The sequence below is a fragment of the Ktedonobacter robiniae genome (assembly GCF_016587375.1).
GTDB lineage: Bacteria > Chloroflexota > Ktedonobacteria > Ktedonobacterales > Ktedonobacteraceae > Ktedonobacter > Ktedonobacter robiniae.
Map to the genome: position 1 here is coordinate 158,815 of NZ_BNJG01000003.1, position 18,979 is coordinate 177,793.

An 18,979-nucleotide genomic window follows, 5' to 3' on the forward strand; every position below is an offset into this window, starting at 1 on the left:
GGCTTCTCTCTTTCTTTGTTCTCGCCTCCTCGTTCAGGGTTCCTCTCTTTCAGGAAACGGTCGATTATGAGATAGCGCATTTGCCTTCTTCCTCAATCCGGAAAAGCGGCGCGGATACGCTCCAAGTAGAACCGAAGAAAACCGTCCACATTGACATCAACAGCCGCCAGGACATTGGAGGCCGCAGGCAACGGTCGACCGGGGACCTCGAAATAGGCAGCGGTCTCACCGAAGGTGAGCTTCCCGGTCAGTTCAATCTCCACAAACGCTCTCTGCCACGTGAGCAGATCGGGACGTATCACGGAAGCCAAACAGAGAGGGTCATGCATATGGAAGACCCCTGCCTGGTCGGCTTGGCCATCGCAATAAAAGTCCACCATGCGTTTGATACAAGCGGTAATCGCGCTGCCATTCCTGGCCAGTTCCTGCACCTGGCTGCGTTTGAGCAACGCTCGTTCAGTCACATCCAGCGACACCAGGCGAATAGGCCAGCCAGCATGGAGGGCAATCTGCGCAGCATGGGCATCAGCCAGCATATTCAACTCAGCGCAGGGTATCAAAAGAAATGGAAGCCCCATACGTTGTCGTCGTTTGATTTGACGAAAATGAGACAATGCCTGCTACGTCCCTCTTTGGCCGGGGCGATATCACTGGTATGCATTCCCATTTATGAGTGAAGCACGTGTGCCAGTTGATGAACGCCAGCTTGAATCTCCTGCTCATTCACTGCCCCATAGCCAAGAACGAGACCGCCTCGCTGAGGTAAACCCAGCGCCAACTTGGAAAGAGGAATGACTTCGAGTCCATGTGCTCCTGCTCGTTGTGACATCCGCTGGTCATCCATTTCTGGTGGTAACCAGCACAGAAGATGCAAGCCTGCCTGCGGCGGCTGTATTTCCACCAGGTCTCCAAGTTCCCGCTGAAGCAATTCGACGAGTATGGCTCTTCTGGCCGCATAGATCTCTCGCATATGCCGGATGTGACGCAGAAAATACCCTTTGGCGATAAACGCTTCCAGGATCAGCTGCTCAAGAATAGGCACATGGGTGTGCGTACAACTGCACAGATTGGTAAAAGGTGATATAAGCTGAAGCGGCACGATCAGATACCCTATGCGTAATGCCGGAAAAAGAACTTTGCTGAATGTTCCAATGTAGATGACGCGCTGAGCGGTATCGAGTCCCTGTAAGGCATCGAGCGGTCGACCACTGAAGCGGTAATCACTGTCATAGTCATCTTCGAGAATCCAGGCATTGGCCTGGTTCGCCCATTGGAGGAGGGCAACGCGTTGCGCCAGATGCATGGTGACACTCGAAGGAAATTGATGCGATGGAGTGACGTAGGCCAGGCGAGCTTGTGGATAGCGCTTTTGTCCGACTTCGACATTCATCCCTTCCGACGTCACAGGGATAGGAGCCAGTTGTGCACCAGCATTACGTAGGGCTTGTTGCGCTCCTGGATATCCCGGATCTTCAATCCAGGCAAGCTCCCCCGGATTGAGGAGGAGGCGAGCTGCCATATCTAACGCTGATTGCGCGCCTGGCACAAGAAGAACTTGCTCTGCCTGGCAATGCACGCCTCGTGTGATGCTCGCATGAGAGGCGATTGCTTCGCGCAATGGATAGTAACCTGCGACCTCCTGATAATCGGCCGCGCTTCTGAGCGTCGATCGTGCGCAGTGGGCAGCAACCTGGCTCCACTGCTGAAAGGGAAATGCGCGTAGCTCCGGGACGCCCTCGCGAAAAGCGCGTGGAGCATTGGGTCGAGGATAGGTCAGCGGAGAGCGGACAGGTGCCTGGCGCATTAAATCCTCTCCCAGGTGAGACAAGGAGAAGGGAGCGTGTATGCTCTCGTCAGGAGATGTTTTCCCCTGGGGAGCTGCGCTTGGAATGAAAAAGGTCTCAGGAAGGTCACATGCCACCCTGGTCCCTTGGCCGACCTTTCTCTCAAGATATCCTTCCGCACAGAGTTGTTCATAGGCATTACTTGCTGTATTACGAGAAATACCTAACTCACTCGCGAGAACCCGTGTTGATGGGAGGCGTTGACCTGGCTGTAATTGACCACTGAGGATAGCATGACGTAGTCGGTCGTACAACTGGCGGTGCAATGGCATCGTTAATGCGCGGTTGAGTGTGATATCTGCGGTATTTTGAAGTGTGTGTTGTCTTTTCGACATGGGTGAAAAGGAAATCTCCACGAAATGGCTCCATCATGTTTGTAAAAATGACCCTTGAAAGGGCTCTCTTTCTAGACTATGCTTCTCTCACAAGCTACAGGCTACGACTGATCTTCTTTGAGAAAACTCATCTAAAAAATACACAAGCGACGCTTCTCTTCGTCCTGAATAGGGCATTTGACAGGCCGCCTACAAAGATATGGAGAAAACCACTTGCCACCGATCCAGTCGCCTTCTATCGCCAGGTACAGCAACACTGTGACAACCATGCGAAGGAGAAGCACAAGCTGGCTGGAGGGTCCAAGCTGGCTTGGACTGTCCCCGACGAGGAGTCCGGCGTGGTCTAGAAAACCGAAGAAAAAAAGTACTCTGAGTCGTTGGTAGCATGGCAGATTTCCATCATGAAAGAGATGGGCCGTTAAAGAAGACAGAGGAAGATCAAAGATATGGAACCTCTCCCCTGCCGTTATCACACCTTTGGATCTGTTGAAAGCAATCGTCAAGAAGTGCAGCGTTTGCAACAAGCGCAGCTGGAATATGGGGTCTATGCATGTATTCCCGGAACTCAGCACACCTATGAAGAGATGATCCAATCGCTTGTCGGGCTCGATTTACGCCGTCAATGCGAAGAACGCAGGCAAAGAAACCACACGTACGAACCAAAGCGGCACCAAACCATCAAGGCGAAAAGGAGGAACCAAAAGGAGACTCCTGATAAAACAAGAGAGCGAGCCATACAGCAGGACGTCTGGACCCACAACCATGGGGCTCAAGAAGACCATCGCTGAGAAGAAAAAAGGCGGAGATGCACGATAACAGGCATATACAGCAAGATAATATGAAACGGGAGAGACCATGACCACAAAAAAACACGTGCAGGCAATTGTTGGGCAATTGGGATTGATTGCTCTAGAAGAGGCTCAATGCTACTGGGAAAAGGAGAGAAAACAGATGACGACCATGCAAGAAGTGCAAGAAATCGTCGAGCAATTGGGATTAATTGATCTAGGAGAGGCTCAATGTTACTGGGAAAAGGGAACAATGGAGAAAGACGTGAACGACAACAAGCGAAAACAACGCCTTGACGCGAAGGCACCTATCGAGAGCCAGAGGAACGCGGCATAGTTTTCATAGGGATCAGCAATGCATGGACACGAAAGCAGCGTTCAAAGGAACTGGGTCGCTTCATTGACGAGGTGCCGGGCGATCCTGCTATCCGGGTGATTGTGTTTGAGAGTGCCAACCCGGATATGCAGAGAACGTCCTGCGCTTGGGACACTGGAGTAACGAGAGCAATAGTGGAAGCGGCATGTGGCACCACTTAACAAAGTGCTTGATATAGGCATCAATGTGCCCCGCGTTGCCGATCACATCCTTCCTTCCAAACGAGGAACAGACGCCATCACGACCTTGCGAACCCGTATTCTTCAAGCGCAAACACCTACAGCAACAACGCATTGGCACCTTGAACGCCCTCATACTAAAAGAGCAAATACATCAATGGTGTGTCCACTCGAAGATGAGAGCCAGTACCTCCTTACCTATGCGCAGGCTACACTCGGGCGCACCAAGAATGCAACCTTGCGCTCTCTCAAAGTCTCACGCACCATCGCTGATCTCGCAGATTTAGAGACAATTACTCCTGCCCATCTTGCTGAGGCATTCCACTATTCGGGATGGAGTGATTTATCAGAGAGGTTGCCTGCGAGCTCCCTGTGCTAAAGCATAGGGAGCTTCAGTCAAAAGATTCCTAGTTATAGGAAGAAGGCATATGTACTACGCTGCTTACATAAGCACCACGTAGCACACATGCCTCTCGAAAAAGCTTCAAGCAACAATCATGCAAGATAGTGTATATAAACTACGTGCCAGTATCCCGGGTCAGCCAACCTGCCCCCAGCGGAATTGTTCCCAGGCCTGAGCCTGGGTTGCCGTGGCATCCAGGGGGGTATTCGTCTGGTCCGTGCGCGCACTGATATAGTTGTTATTGGCCACCGACTGCAAGGCAACGGTCCCATTGTTTTGCAGGACCCAGTTGAACTGCTCCCAACCCTGGACCTGGGTCGCGGTAGCCTGCAGGGGCGCATTCGTCTGACTGATGCGGGCGCTGACATAGTTGTTATTGGCGTGGGAGAGCAAGGCGATGAGCCCATTACCTGCATCGACCACATCAAACTGCTCCCAACCCTGGACCTGGGTCGCGGTGGCTTGCAGGGGGGTATTGGTCTGATCGGTGTGGGCACTGACATAATTGTTATTGTTTGTTGCCTGCAGCCAGATGGTTTTGCCAATGGGAGGAGTAGCCAGTCCCCAGTTGAACTGTTCCCAGGCCTGCACCTGAGTCGCCGTGGCATCCAGGGGAGTATTGGTCTGGTCGGTGCGGGCACTGACATAGTTATTATTAGCCGCCGATTGTAAGGCAACAGTCCCGTTGCTCTGCGGTAACCAACGGAACTGTTCCCACCCCTGCACTTGGGTCGCGGTGGCTTGCAGGGGGACATTCGTCTGACTGATGCGTGTGCTGACATAATTGTTGTTGGCGTGGGATCGCAAGGCGATCAGCCCATTGCCAGCATCGATCACGTCAAACTCTTCCCAGGCCTGCACCTGGGTTGAGGTGGCCTGTAGAGGAATATTGGTCTGATCATTGCGGGCACTGACAAAGTTGTTGTTATTTGTCGCCTGCAACCAGATGGTTTTGCCAATGATACTGGGTGGTGTGCCAGTTGGAGTAGGAGTTGGCGAAGAACTGCCGCTGGTGAAGGGTTTCCAGAGATTGGTAAATGCGTAGTTGCTCTGTGAGAGGCCATCGCAGGTATCCGAAGTAGGAGTAGTACGACCCGGGCAAGAACCATTATCTCGTGAGACCGCCCAGAATGCGAGTTCTCCAATTTGGTTTGCCTGCGCGAAAGACAACACCTGGGACGCATTGCTCTGTGTAAAGATCTCGCCCGGAGTGTCGTTCTGACCAATCATCGCGGTGATCCCAACCATCGACCACAGTTGGCTGGAGGTCTTTGAGGGGAACATCTGCTGTAACTGGGCATGCAGGCCGTTGGCCGCGTTGATCGCCTCCTGCCCCATCTGACTGTCAGGGCTTCCATAATCCATCGTCATCAGGTTGACCACGCTAAAATTGACTCCCTTGGATATCGCGTCCTTGAGCAGATCTAGACTTCCTGTATGGCCAGCAGGGGCTGGTTCCAGGCCGGTGGTGCCTGAAGGCAGGGTAAAGGAGATGGTCAAGCCCGGATTGGCCTGCTGCAACGCCGCCAGGGCTGTGTTGCGGCGCGTATAGGTGGTCGCGTCTCCTTCTTCCCCGCCTTCAATATCGAAATCTAGATGTGACGCGCTGTACTGGTTAATCACCGCCTGGTACTGAGCCTGCAAACTGCTAGCACTGGTACAGGCCTGTGCCAGTTCCTGGCCTGATGCTCCCCCAAACGAGATGATCACGTCTCCGCCCTGGCTGCGAATGTAGGAAATATCGCTGGTCAACGTCGGCAAATCTGACGAAGTATTATTGATTGGGACGTATCCATCCCAGACAGGACTACACCCACTGGCGGTAATAAAAGCCAGTGTGTAGTATTTCTGCTCGGTACTCTGGGTCACTGATTGCAAGGACGCGCCTACACCAGTCTCGGCATAGGGGGCAAAGTAACTGCTGGGCAAGGCCGAAGCCGCGTAGGCTCGGGGTATGCCTTTAGAGAAAATAGTTGTCGCCGCCACGATACCACTTAGCACCATAACACAGGAAAAGAAGAGAGCGAGGACACGGGGAAATTTGCGCATAGCGATTCCTCCATGAATACTATGACAAAACACGACATTCAGGTTGAGAGAGCGATTGCTCACTCCATGCATACTCTCAAGGAACTTCGGCGTGAGGGAACCAGCCAACAAAGACTGACTCTCTATTACCTGGCATACCCGTTTCCTCAGGGCTGCTAATTTCATCCCAGAAATCAAACAGCCCCGAGGAGCGGCGTTCAGCAAGTGTGAACCAGGCTAGGGGTAACTGACCAGTTTAGCGACGCTATTGCTGGAGTTTGACGGACCTCCTGTACTGTTGATGATATGGGCAATCGTACCAATGCCACCTAGCGAGACGGTGACCATATCGTGGAACTTGACTCCTGGCGTGTAGGGGACCTCAAAGGAATGATCCTCGACCACGCTGGAATTGACATTGAAGTAACAGTAGCTGCCCAATCCCCAGGCTTCGTGACTGGTGACCGAGGTCGCCACCTTGTAGGCCGCGTAGCCGTTGGTGCTACCATTCATCCAGGCTGACTGCGTAGGGGGATCATAGGGCAGTTCGTTCTGGAAGAAGTAGGTCCGGCCACCGTTGCCATTCCAAATGACCTGGTACTGCTGGTAATGCTCGACGAACAGGCCATACGCGGTCACGTTGTTGCCATTAACAATCAGGCCATTGGCGGCGGGATTGACGGTCCAACCAACCGTGGCGTTGTTGTTGATGCCGTGGTCCGCGCGCCAGATCCAGAGGTCGTCGAGAATGACATCGTTGCTGTTGATCACCAGGCTCTGAGTGGCCAGCCCGGCTGTCGCAGTGCCACCGATCCTGATGAAGACATCACTGAGCAATGTAGGATTGGCCGCGTGACTCTGTGAAGATCCACTTGGGCCAATCTGCAACAGAACCGGCGAGTTGACTGGGCCTGCATCGAAGAGCAATCCGGCAATGGTGACGCCATCGACATCGGCTACCGTCATGGGGATGACTCCGTTTTGCGGAACCAGCGTGGCCAGGCCCAGGCCGAGCACCACCGTGTTCGCTCGTGTCACATTAATCGTGCCATTGAGGGAGTAGATGCCGGGCGTGAAGAGCAGGTTTAACCCCTGTGCAAGCGCGTTGTTGAGGGTTGTCGCGGTATCACTCGGCTGAGCAATATAAAACTGGCTAAGGGAGATGGAGGTGCCAGCAGGCGACCCACTGCCCCAACTCGTGCCCTGTGAGTTCGTCCTGAGGGCAGGTACAAAGACCTGATAGTTGACAGACTGGTCAATATACAGGAACGGCTTTTCTCGGATCACGGGTACCTGACCAACTACAGTGTAGGGCGGGTTGGGGAAGCTTTGTCCCGGTGCGCCATTGACCCCCACAAAGACCATGTTCCAGTTGTAACCGGTCCAGCTTCCCAGTTGATCGTTCCTGGAGAGCCACTGCTGCTGCGTACCCGAGTTGACCTGACCGCTGACGTTGGTGTCGGCCAGGAAGCCGCCACTGGACCATCCACCATCATCCAGTTTCATATTCCCCTGCACATTCATGCGCCGGAAAGGTGCGGCCTGAGACACCGCCCAGACGTTGGTGCCGGTGGGAGGAATCACGGTCATGTTCTCGGCCCCGCGCCAGAAGTTACAGGTGGCATTGTGATCCGGCATCCAGTCAGCGGCGACGTGAACCGCACCATTGATCGTCACATTGCCGGGCAGATAGCCCAGACCCAGTACCTGGGTGTAGAAGCCAAGGTTAACATCCACGTTGTAGGTGCCTGGCTTGAAGAGGAAGGCATAGCGATTCGAGCCAAATTGATTGCTTTGCTGCTGATTGAAGACCGAAGTCAAGGTGTTTTGAATCGTTGAACTAGACATTGTGGGATCAAAGATGTACACGTTGGGACCAAAGTTCGGCGATCCACCAGATCCACCGACCTGCCCCCAGCGGAATTGTTCCCAGGCCTGGGCCTGGGTTGCCGTGGCATCCAGGGGGGTATTCGTCTGGTCCGTGCGCGCACTGATATAGTTGTTATTGGCCACCGACTGCAAGGCAACGGTCCCATTGTTTTGCAGGACCCAGTTGAACTGCTCCCAGCCCTGAACCTGGGTCGCGGTAGCCTGCAAGGGCGCATTCGTCTGACTGATGCGGGCGCTGACATAGTTGTTATTGGCGTGGGAGAGCAAGGCGATGAGCCCATTACCTGCATCGACCACATCAAACTGCTCCCAACCCTGGACCTGGGTCGCGGTGGCTTGCAGGGGGGTATTGGTCTGATCGGTGTGGGCACTGACATAATTGTTATTGTTTGTTGCCTGCAGCCAGATTGTCTGGCCAATGGGAGGGGCAACCAATCCCCAGTTGAACTGTTCCCAGGCCTGGACCTGAGTTGCGGTGGCATCCAGGGGAGTATTGGTCTGGTCGGTGCGGGCACTGACATAGTTGTTATTAGCCGCCGACTGTAAGGCGACGGTCCCATTGCTCTGCGGCAGCCAGTTGAACTGCTCCCACCCTTGGACCTGAGTCGCGGTGGCTTGCAGGGGAACATTCGTCTGACTGATGCGTGCGCTGACATAATTGTTGTTGGCATGAGATCGCAAGGCGATCAGCCCATTGCCAGCATCGACCACATCAAACTCTTCCCAGGCCTGCACCTGGGTCGAGGTGGCTTGCAGGGGAATATTGGTTTGACTGTTGCGGGCACTGACAAAGTTGTTGTTATTCGTCGCCTGCAGCCAGATCGTCTGGCCAATGGGGGCAGAGGCCGCATATATAGCATGTTGGCCTATGGCCTCGGGCAACATGCCCAGTGCGCCTGCCATGGCGACAGAACCGGCCAGAAAACGCCGCCGGGAAACTCTCATTATGCATTCCTCCATGAATAACATTAAATAAACTAGTATCCCCATGTCTTTGAGGACCAAAGAATAGCCATCACTGTAGTGTTGAGGCTTGATCCTGATTCGTTTGAGCACTCACCTCCAATCATTAGCCTTTAATGCTTCCCGTTCCCAGTCCCCCACGCCAGAAGCGTTGCAGGATAATGCAACCAATCAGCAGCGGAATTGAGGAAAGCAATGATCCAGTTATGATCAGGTTATAGATTGTCTGGCCAGCGGTAGCGTTCGTGGCGGTCACATTCCAAGTCTGTAAGCCCACTGTAATTGGGAAGAGATTGGAATCATTGAGCATCACCAACGGCAGGAAGTAGTTATTCCAGATAGCCACAAATTGGAAAAGTAAGATCGTTACCAGCGCCGGGGTCATCAAATTAAGCGCGATCAGAAAGGTTGTGAACTCGTTTGCTCCATCCATGCGGGCAGCCTCCAGAAGTTCATCGGGCACAGCCGACGCCGCATAGATACGAGAGAGATACACCCCGAAAGGGCTAACAAGACTGGGCAAGAGTACTGACCAGTACGTATTGGTCAACCCCACACTACTCATTAACAGGTAGAGCGGCAGAGCCAGGGTCGTTGCCGGCACCAGGATCGCCCCCAGGATAATAGAGAAGGTCAGGTTACGCCCACGGAAGGTATATTTGGCCAGGGCGTAGCCAGCCATACTCGCGATAAACGTCCCAACTACGGCTCCCACGCCTGCATAGAGGAGGGTATTCAGCAGCCAGCGTGCATAAATTCCACCGTTGAAGGTAAAGAGTTGCTGTAAATTGGCAAACAGATGGAAGTCAGGCGAGAACCAGAAGCCAAATGTACCGAACAAATCGGCCTGGCTTTTCGTCGAGGAGATCACCAACCAGAAAAAGGGTATCAGAAAGTAGACGGCAAAGGCGATCAGAAAGGTCATAACCCCAATGTTATTCAAGTTGAACTGACTGGGGCGCCGCTGCTTGGTGGTCACTGTTTTTTGGGCGAGAGGCATCGGCTCTGAAGAGATGATTTGGCTCATATTATCAGAAATGCTTTGACTCATATCCTTATACTCCTGATTGTCGCTGGGTAATACGTAAGAAGCCGAAAGAAAGGACGCAGATAACGAGTGCCAACACAACTGATAGCGCAGCGGCATAGTTGTAGTTGTTGTAGTTAAAGGCGGTATTGTATGCATACAAGACAGGAGTGTATGAACTCGAAATGTTGTTGGAGATCGCCGAGAGTACTTGGGGTTCACCGAAGAGTTGGAGTGTCCCGATGATAGAGAAGATACAAGTCAAAATCAGGGTGGGGACGATCAATGGAATTTTGATATGCCAGGCAACGTGCCATCCCGAGCTACCATCCATGCGAGCCGACTCGTAGATCTCAGAAGGAATAGCCTGGAGAGCGGCAAAAATGATGAGCATATTGTAGCCCGTATACGTCCAGGTAGCAATATTGGCAATTGACCAGAGAACGGTTCCTGCACTCAAAAAATCCAGCCTCGGCAAGCCGAGTGCCTGGACCCCTTTGACAATTGGACTGAGAGCTGGGTCATAGAGATAGCCCCACAACAGAGCCGCAATGATGCCCGGGATAGCATAGGGCACAAAGAAGGCCAAGCGGAAGAAAGCCTTGAAGCGTGCCGCTGCTGAATCCAGGAACAGTGCCAGGATGAGTGCCAAACCCAGCATAACTGGAACCTGCACGATGCCATAGAGCAACACCCGACCCACTGAGGCAGCGAAATTGGGATCGTGCACGACATCGGCAAAATTGGCCAAACCACTGAAACTCACTGTAGCAGCACCTAATCCCAGACCACTGCGGTGGGACTGAAACATACTCTGATAGAGTGCATAGATGAGTGGTGCAATAAAAAACAGGATGAAGAGTAACCCGAAGGGCAAGAGAAACAGATAGGGCGCCAGGGTTCGACGGCGCAAGGCCTGGCGTGGTTGGCGACGTGGACGGGGTGAGGCTACTTCCAGAGCCATACAATATTCTCCTCATTCAGATCACATCCATGAAAAGTACGCAGGTTTTTCGCTTGTGAACGCATCAGTGCTCATGATGCGCAGCATCAGCATTACTTATCATATGATGTAATAACGCTTATGAAGAAGGTAGCTATGCTTGTTGGTTGTAAGATACCGACACACAACCAACAAGCGTCCCAGGGGCCATCGACGCGCTTCCAGGCATTGGCACACCGGGAAACGCGTATTTGGCCTGGTAAGACGTAGAGATACGCCTTGCTACGAACTGACGCTAAAGCCCTGCTTTTTCATGTCGTTTATTGTGCTCTGCTGGACGGCATTCAGCCCCTGCCCCAATGTCCCCTGGCCGTTGACCGCGTTGGCAAAATTATCACCAATGTCGCTATAGACCTTCTCCATCGTTGGCCCCCACTGGAAACTGACATCCACCTGTGTACTCGCAGTCTTGAAGAGGTCGAAGATCTTCTGGTCCCCAAAGAACGGGCGAGGACCGCTCAGCAAAGATGAATCTAAGAGCGGCTGATAGGCTGGATAAAGCGCATTACCCTTAATCTGTAACTCCATGCTTCCCTGATTGGTATTGAACCATTGAGCAAATTCGGCGGCCTCTTTGGGATGCTGCGTGCTTTTGAATACGACATTGGAGGAACCGCCCCAGTTACCATCAACTTGCTGCCCGGCCTCCCACTGTGGGATAGGGGCAACTCTCCAATCCCCAGCGGTTTTGGGAGCATTTTGCTCAATGATACCGGCTCCCCAGGGCGCGGTAATCCAGGTAGCAACTGCCCCGCTCTGCAAGTCGTGGAACCAGCCATCGGCAAAGTCCGGCTCAGTTTTGATGAGCTTTTTGTTGATCAGATCTTGCCAGTAAGAGGCAACCTGCTGGGCCTGAGGATTGTTAATGGATACTTTCCAGGACTGGCCATCGATGGTGAACATGCGCGCACCAGCCTGCCACTCCAGCCCGGTAAACCATCCTGGTTGCTTGGGAGGGAAGTCAGTGATGAAAGTACTGGGGGCGGCGGCATGCAATTTGGCCGCATCTTCAGCGTATTCCGCCCAGGTAGTGGGTACCGGGATATGATACTTTGTGAAGAGGTCAGCCCGATAGTACAGAGCCAGAGGACCAGTATCGCCAGGAATACCATAAATAGCGTTGTCAAGAGTATCCTGCTTCCAGGTCCAGGGTACAAACTTATCCTTCAGTGCTCCAGCTCCATAAGGGGCAAGGTCAACCAGCGCACCCGTCGTCTCAAACGTGGGCATGACCTGGAACTCGACCTGAGCAACATCGGGCTCGTTATTCGCTTTTATGCCTGTAAATAGCTTATCGTATTCAACCGGGCCTGAACCCACATTGCTGAATTTGACATGAATATTGGGATGAGTCTGGTTCCAGAGAGCAACCGCCTTATCCGCTCCAGTGATCCATGACCAGAACGTTAAATTCACCGGGCCGGTGGAGGTATCGCTTGAATTGCTGCCGCCACAGGCAGCGAGAGGTCCTATGAGCGCGAGTATGATGCCCAATATGGCGAACTGTGACGCCAGCTGGCGCATCCGAGGGGAAGAGGAGAAAAACTGCATTGTCCAATGCCTCCTACATTCAAATAAGAAAACAACAGCGTAATCTATGAAAAATACCCCACGATATCTGCTCCTTCGTTTCTGTCTCTAAGCTTGAAGTCACCTCCAGGGTAGTACACCAATAAAACTAGACATACGGACATAAGGGCCTACATTCATTGGGATATCTACGCTGGAGAGGCAATAAGCCCATTCAAGCGTAGAGCACTGATCTCAAATGAGGATCTGGCCTCATTTGAGGGAAGATGAATTGTGCCTTCCTGCAACTGCAAGAAACTGCTCCAGGGTAAACGCTGCGGCTCCCATCACAACAGCATCCTGGCCCAGGTGGCTGAGTTCGATCCTGGTGGCTGAGAACAGCCGTTTGAGAGCATAACGCGCGACAAACCGGTGCAGTTCTGGGAGAATATACTCGCCAATTTCCAACCCAACCCACCCACCCAGGACAATGACTTGTGGGTTGAAAAGGTTAATGAGATTTGCGATACCAGCACCAAGATAGTGCGCGGTGTCTTTGAGTACGCCAATTGCCGCGGGATCTCCGTTACGTGCCGCCTCAACGATAGCGGCAATAATGCGCTCCTGATCGTTACTCTGAAGAAGTGAACTCTGCGGTGCTACTTCTCTCAATCGTCCAATAATGCCCGGAGCGCCGGCATAGGCTTCAAGGCACCCATAGCCACCACAGCGACACAAGCGTCCATTCAGCTCGATGGTCGTGTGCCCCCATTCTCCCGCATTATTGCTGACACCGCGATACAAGGAATCATCAGCGATAATGCCAGCCCCTATCCCTGTTCCTACCAGTAAAACAGCTAAATGCTTAGACCATTGACCGGCCCCAAATAAACTCTCTGCATGTGCCATAGCTTTCGCAGCATTATCAAGATAGATGGGCATAGGGAAATATGTTTCGAGAAGTGAGACAAGTGGCACACTCTGCCATCCCCAACTAGGTACATAGGCCGCTATCTGCTCATCCCGTTCGACCAGGCCACCCACACCAATCCCGACACCAAGCACTTTCGCCAGTGTGATTCCAACTTCGGCCAATACAGCTTCTGCTCCCTGGCAAATAAATTGTACCGCCTGCTCTGGTCGATTCTCATCGAGAACTTGTGGATATGTTATGGAACTTAGCTTGTGCAATGCCAAATCAAAGAGCTGAATCCTGATGAATGTCTCACCGATGTCGACACCGATAAAATATCCATAATGTGGGTTAATGGTCAGAATGGAACGAGGTCGTCCTCCTTGTGATGCCTCTATACCAGACTCGATAACGATCCCTTCCTCAAGCAATTCGACAACCACATTGGTGATCGTCGCTGAGCTCAGACCAGAATATTGACTCAGTTTCTGGCGACTCATCGACTTACCTAGATAGATTTGCCGAAGGATCGTAGAGCGGCTGATCTGTCGCACATCTGGTACAACTGGATTGCGTGTCCGCTTCATTGATCTCTCCGCAAATAACAAGATATCTTCATTGTTTCATGCCGCTAACCAGCGCAATCCGGGGATGAAAACTACCTCCTTTGAAGCCAATCCTTATTTCATCCTTTTGCTTATTCATGAGGTATTTTTACTTATTTTAATCAATAAAATAAGGGTTGTCAAGGGAGCAGATTCTAGGTGTCAAGGTTTTGGGGTCGGTACATATCAAATGGCGAGGATTTGCGTCAAAATCCTCGCCCGATGGCTCCTCTATTTCTCACGAGAGGATAGGTGCGGCAGCTCAACTATTCCTGTGCTTGCGTTCCGCCAAGAAAAGGAGAAAGAACCGGGAGCAGCAGATCAGGTCGGAAGATAATGTTATAATGGGTGGCGCCGGGCAAGATGGCGAGTTGTGATGGAATGAGGTTTTCACCATTCCAACCAGCATCCCTCAAGCCACCGCCGAGGAGATTGAAAAACTCGACCGCATGCGAAGGAGGAAGCCCATCGGAGTCGCCGGCGATAATCAGGGTGTTTTTTTTCAGAGCAGCGACCTGCTCCCTCCAATCATAGTCCTGGCTCATACCTTCCCTCATGGTGGCAACAAAACGAGAAAAATCTTCTGGCTTCGGAGCCACACGCATATAGGCCTCATGCATGGGAGTACCGAGGAAGAACTCAGGGGACGTAGATGCCATGCCGGCTTGCATCTCGGGGTGCCAGCCAGTTCGTTTGAAAGGCGTGGAGATCACCACGAGTTTGTCGATCTGTTCTGGATGACGAATGGCGGCCTGCAGAGCCACAGCGCCTCCAAAAGAGTAGCCGAGGAGATCGGCTGTTTCCAAACCAAGGTGCTCTATCAGGCCAGCGATGTCATCAGCCAGATGCTCAAAGTCAAAGGGGCGATCAGTGAGAGCGGTGCGTCCGTGCCCGTAAAGATCGACCCCAATGATCTGGTGGTTCTGAGCGAGAGTGGGAGAAAGAGCGGCGAACATGTCAAAGGTTCCAAAGCCACCGTGTAGCATGATTAACGGCTCGCCAGTGCCATGAAGCTCATAGTAAAGATTGATACCGTTGATAGGAGCGTATTTTCCTGCCGGATGGTTCGTATTGGATGTCGTTGTCATGAGCAAAAACTCCTCGATCCTTGTGGAATGACAGGCATGCTTACAAGATGCCACGCACCTATTCTACCGCCTTGGAAAGAAGAATACTTCTTCGATCTTGCCCTTCTTGCACATACATACTAGACGCGCCTTGCGCCATCAGGCGTCTCTCTCGGAGGGCAAGAGCCTGCTTGGCAATGCAAGGCGCGTGTCCTTCCTGTGTGGCAAAATGAGTAAGATGGAAGAAGGTTTTTCGGGTCCATATGGTATGCTCTCTCAAGAGGCACTGCTCGACGCGCTCTGTGACCCGATGACCAGAGCCACATGTGACAAACACGCCCATCGAAATAGACCTTCATTTGCTGTTCACAGCCTCACAGGCAAGATTCGTTGCCTATGACTAAAAACTGCGATTATCTTATTCCAGAATATTATTGATGAGGCACAAGAATGTATCCAGTTCAAAAGGTTTCTTCAAACGAAGCAGCTTTTCATGCTGAATGGTCCTTGTCATCACTTGCGGCATGGCACTCATCAGGATAATAGGGATATTTATGAACTCTTCTCTCGCACGAAGCAGATCATGCAATGTAAAGCCGTCCATATCGGGAAGGCAATAATCACAGACAATCAAGCTTGGTCGCAGATAGTGAAGCAGGTCTAATGCTTGTGCCCCCGTCACCGCAAGCATCGCTTGATATGATGTCTCCTCTCGAACGGCTTCGACGAGAAACGCTCCAATGTATGTATCATCTTCCACTACGAGCACGGCTTTTGCAGCAGAGTGGATTGCTTTTTCTCTTGGCTGAAGCATCGTATCATCCTTTTTCGGCAGTGAACGAAGAACACTACTATTGATACGTGAGATGTTCGTATCTCGCCTCAGGAACGACGTTCAATACCTCAAATCCCTTTGAAACTGCGACGGCGTTGAAGTATACCGAAAGGTTGATCCTTTGTGCGTGGCTCTCTGTAGCTACTGCACACTGCTGTAAGAGATAGATTGGTAGGAGAGTTCATAAAGTTTTTCTCTCCCTGCAGAAAAGACATTTAAGTCAACAGGCTCCGATATTCCGGGGACATGCCCCCGATCACAATACTGCCAGAATGTCCAATTGGTGACATTGCTCCATTGGATCGGGAAAAGTGCTTCACCGATCCAGATGACATAATCCTCAAAATGCCCTTTGATATATTCTGCGTATCGGTTGAGATCCGTGTAAATAATGGGCTTCATACCATAGTGGTGTTCCAGCCGCTTAAGAAACACATTGACTTCGCGTAGCATCGCCTGGCGATCCTTACCGGATACTTCCAGATCCAACACGGGTGGCAGCATCCCTGCCTCTTTGGGAACCATATTGATGTAATTATCTGCCTGTTCAGCACCGCTCAAGGATGCTGTATAGAAATGATACGCACCTCGAAGCAGCCCCTGCTCTTTTGCCCCGCGCCAGTTCGCCTGAAAATAGGCGTCCTGATACGTTTTGCCCTCGGTCGCCTTAATGAATACAAACGTGTACCTCCCTGTTTGGGCAACGCGTTTCCAATCAATCTGCTTCTGATAGCTCGACACATCAAGGCCTTGCACCTTGTTATTCGACACAAACCAGGAGTTCGGCCAGATGATCCCCGTATATAATAAAATTGCCACTGCCAACAGGCAAAGCAGGACAAGCACAACTCGCCATACTCTTCTTCTCAGAAATTCCCGTGCCTTGTTCAAGGATGTCACCTCCGATAGGATGTATCTATAGAGATGATAACACACCAATCGTCTTGATCTGCCGCCTGAGTCCACCGGGGCATAAAAAAAGCATACAAATGCACATTATCACAATGGATTGATCTTTCTGTACACCGCTGTAGGCATCCTGAGCAGCAGACAGTCGCTCAAAATTTGCTTCTATCCAGGGATGGCTCAAGATGCTGGCAAATGGCTCCCTTCCTGGAACTAACTTCCAAACATTTCCCTTTCTCAGAGTGCTACTTCAATCATTCTTTCATAGGGGTTTGGATCGAGTTGCTTAACCTCAGAAGTGAGGTGATATTGTATCCTTCTATGCGAAGCATACAATAGTAGTATCAAGACACTCTTTTCCCTTGCTCATGAAACATCTGGTTGTTCCCGAGAGGAGGATTGAAGTGGGTAAGAGTCCTCGACCTGTCACTCGCCATCAAGCACATAGAGGGAAACGATATCAACGCGCGATGCCTGCAAGAAAGCGAGAGCTCCACGCCTCCCCATTGGAAAAAGCCATCGCACATAGCTATGCTTTGACATTGCCTGAGATGAAAGCTATTTTGGACGTTCTCCCCGATAGCATCATTGTCTGTGATTGGGAAGGAAAGATCCTTCAGATCAATGCCGCGGCCTCTCAACTCTTTGAACTGGCTCCTGACTTTCCTTACCGGGGAATCTCCTATCGGCAGTTTCTCGAACCCTATGAGCTGTCTGACGAACAGCAACGCTTCTCCTCTATCGAGCAATGGCCCATCAACCTTGCCCTTGCTGGAAAAGTGATGTCTCATTCGCCAGAAAACACGCTCGCCCTCCATCTGCCTTCCGGGCGCAAGATCTATGTGTATGTCTGGTGCTTTCCCCTGCTGGATACCCACAAGCACACTACTAAATTCGCGTATATCTTCCGTAATATCACCTTCCGTTATCAGAAAGCCTTGCACCTTCAACGCGTTCAGCAGGCAGTGTTGGCCCTGACCCAAACCATTGTGCAAGTTCCCACGAATGTGGATTTTACCTTGCCGAGAGCAACACCGCTCCTGTCACCTCGGCTGCTTCTGGTCGCCCAACAGTTGGTGAACGTGATCCATGAGGTTCTGGATTGTCGCCGGGCCGCTCTTTGGGCGCTGGGATCAACAGGGCATCTGCATTTTGTGGCAGGAAGCGGTTTTACTGCTGAGCAAGAACACCGTCGCCGGCGCGACAGTGGGCGCTTCTCGGCCACAGAATTGGTCGGGGAGGCGGTGATGGACCGCCTTCAGTCCAACGAGGTAATTATCCCAGCTAACCTTGTGCATTTACCATCTGAATATGCGAGAGAAGTTAGCGCTGAGGAGAGCTTCCTGGTGGTCCCCTTGTTTCTGGAGCAGCGGCTGGCTGGAGGGCTAATCATTACCAAGACGGGTTTGGAGAGCGAATACCTACCAGAGGAAATCGAACTGGTGAAAGCGGTCGCAGCGCAGGTCGTGTTGGTCATTGAATGCGTCCTTTGCTTCCATGAACAAGCTGAGACGAAAATGAAAGCACATATGTTACAGGAAATGAATCGCCTCACCACGGATTTTCTGACCCTGGCCAGTCATGAGCTGCGCACGCCGCTGACAGGGATCTTCGGCAACCTGCAATTAGCCCAGCGCAGGTTAAAGACGTTGCAGTGCCAGATTGCCGAACAGTCTGAGAGGGTGGGGACACACGTTGCGCATGTCCAGCAGCCCTTACTGTTGGCCTCGCAAAGTGCCGAAATTCAGCAACGTATGATCAACGATCTCATTGATGATGCACATCTGCAAAGCAACACGCTCAGCTTGTGCATGAAGCACTGTGATCTGCTCACGGTAATCCAAGAGGTGGTGACCAGACAGCAACAGTCCAATCCTAAGCGAGCCATCATGCCGGAGTTCCTGCCGACGGAACACGCGGTCCCCATACTCGCTGATGTTGAACGGATCCGCCAGGTTCTCACTACCTACCTGACGAATGCCCTTCGCTCTGCGCCTGCAGGGCATCCTATTAGCGTGCAGGTGACCGTCGAAGACACAACTGCGCGCGTTTCGGTGCATAACGAAGGGCCAGGGATCTCCTTGGAAGAGCAAGCGCATATCTGGGAACGTTTCTATCGAGCCAAAGGCAGCGCCGTCCAGCATGAGTTGGATCTGAGCTTAGGACTAGGCTTGTATCTTTGTCGGGCCTTCATTGAGCTTCACCATGGCAACGTTGGAGTGCAAAGTGCCCCCGGGCAGGGGGCAACCTTCTGGTTCACCCTACCAATTGCAAGTCCCACAGAAGGCGAACATTAGACGTCACCGCC

15 protein-coding genes are annotated in these 18,979 nt (G+C 52.1%); 4 read left to right on the forward strand and 11 right to left on the reverse strand.

Annotation, left to right across the window (positions count from 1 at the left end):
* Nucleotides 1-92: 92 nt before the first annotated feature.
* A complete protein-coding gene (locus tag JMJ04_RS33150; RefSeq protein ID WP_201374677.1) occupies nucleotides 93-614 on the reverse strand; it encodes a nucleoside hydrolase in 522 nt (173 codons plus the stop codon).
* 53 nt (nucleotides 615-667) lie between these two features.
* Entirely contained in the window at nucleotides 668-2,200 is a 1,533-nt protein-coding gene (gene pdxR / locus JMJ04_RS33155; RefSeq protein WP_236038725.1) for a MocR-like pyridoxine biosynthesis transcription factor PdxR, read from the reverse strand.
* A 425-nt stretch (nucleotides 2,201-2,625) separates the two neighbouring features.
* On the opposite strand from pdxR, the gene JMJ04_RS33160 reads away from it, so the two are divergent.
* The 3 genes from JMJ04_RS33160 (at nucleotide 2,626) to JMJ04_RS33170 (ending at nucleotide 3,901) form a co-directional block, all read left to right on the forward strand.
* Nucleotides 2,626-2,967: a hypothetical protein gene (locus JMJ04_RS33160; protein WP_201374678.1), complete on the forward strand. Its 342-nt coding sequence runs from the start codon at nucleotides 2,626-2,628 to the stop codon at nucleotides 2,965-2,967.
* A 67-nt stretch (nucleotides 2,968-3,034) separates the two neighbouring features.
* Nucleotides 3,035-3,304, forward strand: a complete 270-nt coding sequence (locus JMJ04_RS33165; protein WP_201374679.1) for a hypothetical protein — start codon at nucleotides 3,035-3,037, stop codon at nucleotides 3,302-3,304.
* Nucleotides 3,305-3,490: 186 nt separating this feature from the next.
* Nucleotides 3,491-3,901: a magnesium chelatase subunit ChlI family protein gene (locus JMJ04_RS33170; protein ID WP_201374680.1), complete on the forward strand. Its 411-nt coding sequence runs from the start codon at nucleotides 3,491-3,493 to the stop codon at nucleotides 3,899-3,901.
* A gap of 159 nt (nucleotides 3,902-4,060) precedes the next feature.
* Here the strand turns inward: JMJ04_RS33170 and JMJ04_RS47325 are convergent, their stop codons facing one another.
* The 9 genes from JMJ04_RS47325 to JMJ04_RS33215 all read right to left on the reverse strand — a co-directional run bounded on the left by JMJ04_RS47325 (nucleotide 4,061) and on the right by JMJ04_RS33215 (nucleotide 16,656).
* Nucleotides 4,061-5,974, reverse strand: a complete 1,914-nt coding sequence (locus tag JMJ04_RS47325; RefSeq protein ID WP_236038727.1) for a hypothetical protein — start codon at nucleotides 5,972-5,974, stop codon at nucleotides 4,061-4,063.
* A gap of 216 nt (nucleotides 5,975-6,190) precedes the next feature.
* Nucleotides 6,191-8,788, reverse strand: coding sequence for a hypothetical protein (locus JMJ04_RS33180; protein WP_201374681.1), 2,598 nt, complete (start codon nucleotides 8,786-8,788; stop codon nucleotides 6,191-6,193).
* 124 nt (nucleotides 8,789-8,912) lie between these two features.
* Complete coding sequence (locus tag JMJ04_RS33185) at nucleotides 8,913-9,857, reverse strand: carbohydrate ABC transporter permease (RefSeq protein WP_201374682.1); 945 nt, start codon at nucleotides 9,855-9,857, stop codon at nucleotides 8,913-8,915.
* Nucleotides 9,858-9,861: 4 nt separating this feature from the next.
* A complete protein-coding gene (locus JMJ04_RS33190; protein ID WP_201374683.1) occupies nucleotides 9,862-10,797 on the reverse strand; it encodes a carbohydrate ABC transporter permease in 936 nt (311 codons plus the stop codon).
* A gap of 261 nt (nucleotides 10,798-11,058) precedes the next feature.
* Nucleotides 11,059-12,387, reverse strand: a complete 1,329-nt coding sequence (locus JMJ04_RS33195) for an ABC transporter substrate-binding protein (protein WP_201374684.1) — start codon at nucleotides 12,385-12,387, stop codon at nucleotides 11,059-11,061.
* A gap of 231 nt (nucleotides 12,388-12,618) precedes the next feature.
* Nucleotides 12,619-13,845, reverse strand: coding sequence for an ROK family protein (locus JMJ04_RS33200; protein ID WP_201374685.1), 1,227 nt, complete (start codon nucleotides 13,843-13,845; stop codon nucleotides 12,619-12,621).
* 284 nt (nucleotides 13,846-14,129) lie between these two features.
* Nucleotides 14,130-14,951: an alpha/beta fold hydrolase gene (locus JMJ04_RS33205; protein WP_201374686.1), complete on the reverse strand. Its 822-nt coding sequence runs from the start codon at nucleotides 14,949-14,951 to the stop codon at nucleotides 14,130-14,132.
* A gap of 397 nt (nucleotides 14,952-15,348) precedes the next feature.
* Nucleotides 15,349-15,744, reverse strand: coding sequence for a response regulator (locus JMJ04_RS33210; protein ID WP_201374687.1), 396 nt, complete (start codon nucleotides 15,742-15,744; stop codon nucleotides 15,349-15,351).
* Nucleotides 15,745-15,906: 162 nt separating this feature from the next.
* The gene (locus JMJ04_RS33215) at nucleotides 15,907-16,656 is read right to left on the reverse strand and encodes a GH25 family lysozyme (RefSeq protein WP_201374688.1); all 750 of its coding nucleotides are present in this window, start codon (nucleotides 16,654-16,656) and stop codon (nucleotides 15,907-15,909) included.
* A 419-nt stretch (nucleotides 16,657-17,075) separates the two neighbouring features.
* Between JMJ04_RS33215 and JMJ04_RS33220 the strand changes: the two genes are divergently transcribed.
* Entirely contained in the window at nucleotides 17,076-18,968 is a 1,893-nt protein-coding gene (locus JMJ04_RS33220) for a sensor histidine kinase (RefSeq protein ID WP_236038729.1), read from the forward strand.
* The last annotated feature ends 11 nt before the right edge of the window (nucleotides 18,969-18,979 follow it).

What these genes read in the sequence shown, in the direction of transcription:
- JMJ04_RS33200 (WP_201374685.1), bottom strand. Translation starts at nt 13,845, where the DNA reads ATGAAGCGGACACGCAATCCAGTTGTACCAGATGTGCGACAGATCAGC.
- JMJ04_RS33180 (WP_201374681.1), bottom strand. Translation starts at nt 8,788, where the DNA reads ATGAGAGTTTCCCGGCGGCGTTTTCTGGCCGGTTCTGTCGCCATGGCA.
- JMJ04_RS33185 (WP_201374682.1), bottom strand. Translation starts at nt 9,857, where the DNA reads ATGAGTCAAAGCATTTCTGATAATATGAGCCAAATCATCTCTTCAGAG.
- JMJ04_RS33195 (WP_201374684.1), bottom strand. Translation starts at nt 12,387, where the DNA reads ATGCAGTTTTTCTCCTCTTCCCCTCGGATGCGCCAGCTGGCGTCACAG.
- JMJ04_RS33165 (WP_201374679.1), top strand. Translation starts at nt 3,035, where the DNA reads ATGACCACAAAAAAACACGTGCAGGCAATTGTTGGGCAATTGGGATTG.
- JMJ04_RS33160 (WP_201374678.1), top strand. Translation starts at nt 2,626, where the DNA reads ATGGAACCTCTCCCCTGCCGTTATCACACCTTTGGATCTGTTGAAAGC.
- JMJ04_RS47325 (WP_236038727.1), bottom strand. Translation starts at nt 5,974, where the DNA reads ATGCGCAAATTTCCCCGTGTCCTCGCTCTCTTCTTTTCCTGTGTTATG.
- JMJ04_RS33205 (WP_201374686.1), bottom strand. Translation starts at nt 14,951, where the DNA reads ATGACAACGACATCCAATACGAACCATCCGGCAGGAAAATACGCTCCT.
- JMJ04_RS33190 (WP_201374683.1), bottom strand. Translation starts at nt 10,797, where the DNA reads ATGGCTCTGGAAGTAGCCTCACCCCGTCCACGTCGCCAACCACGCCAG.
- JMJ04_RS33210 (WP_201374687.1), bottom strand. Translation starts at nt 15,744, where the DNA reads ATGCTTCAGCCAAGAGAAAAAGCAATCCACTCTGCTGCAAAAGCCGTG.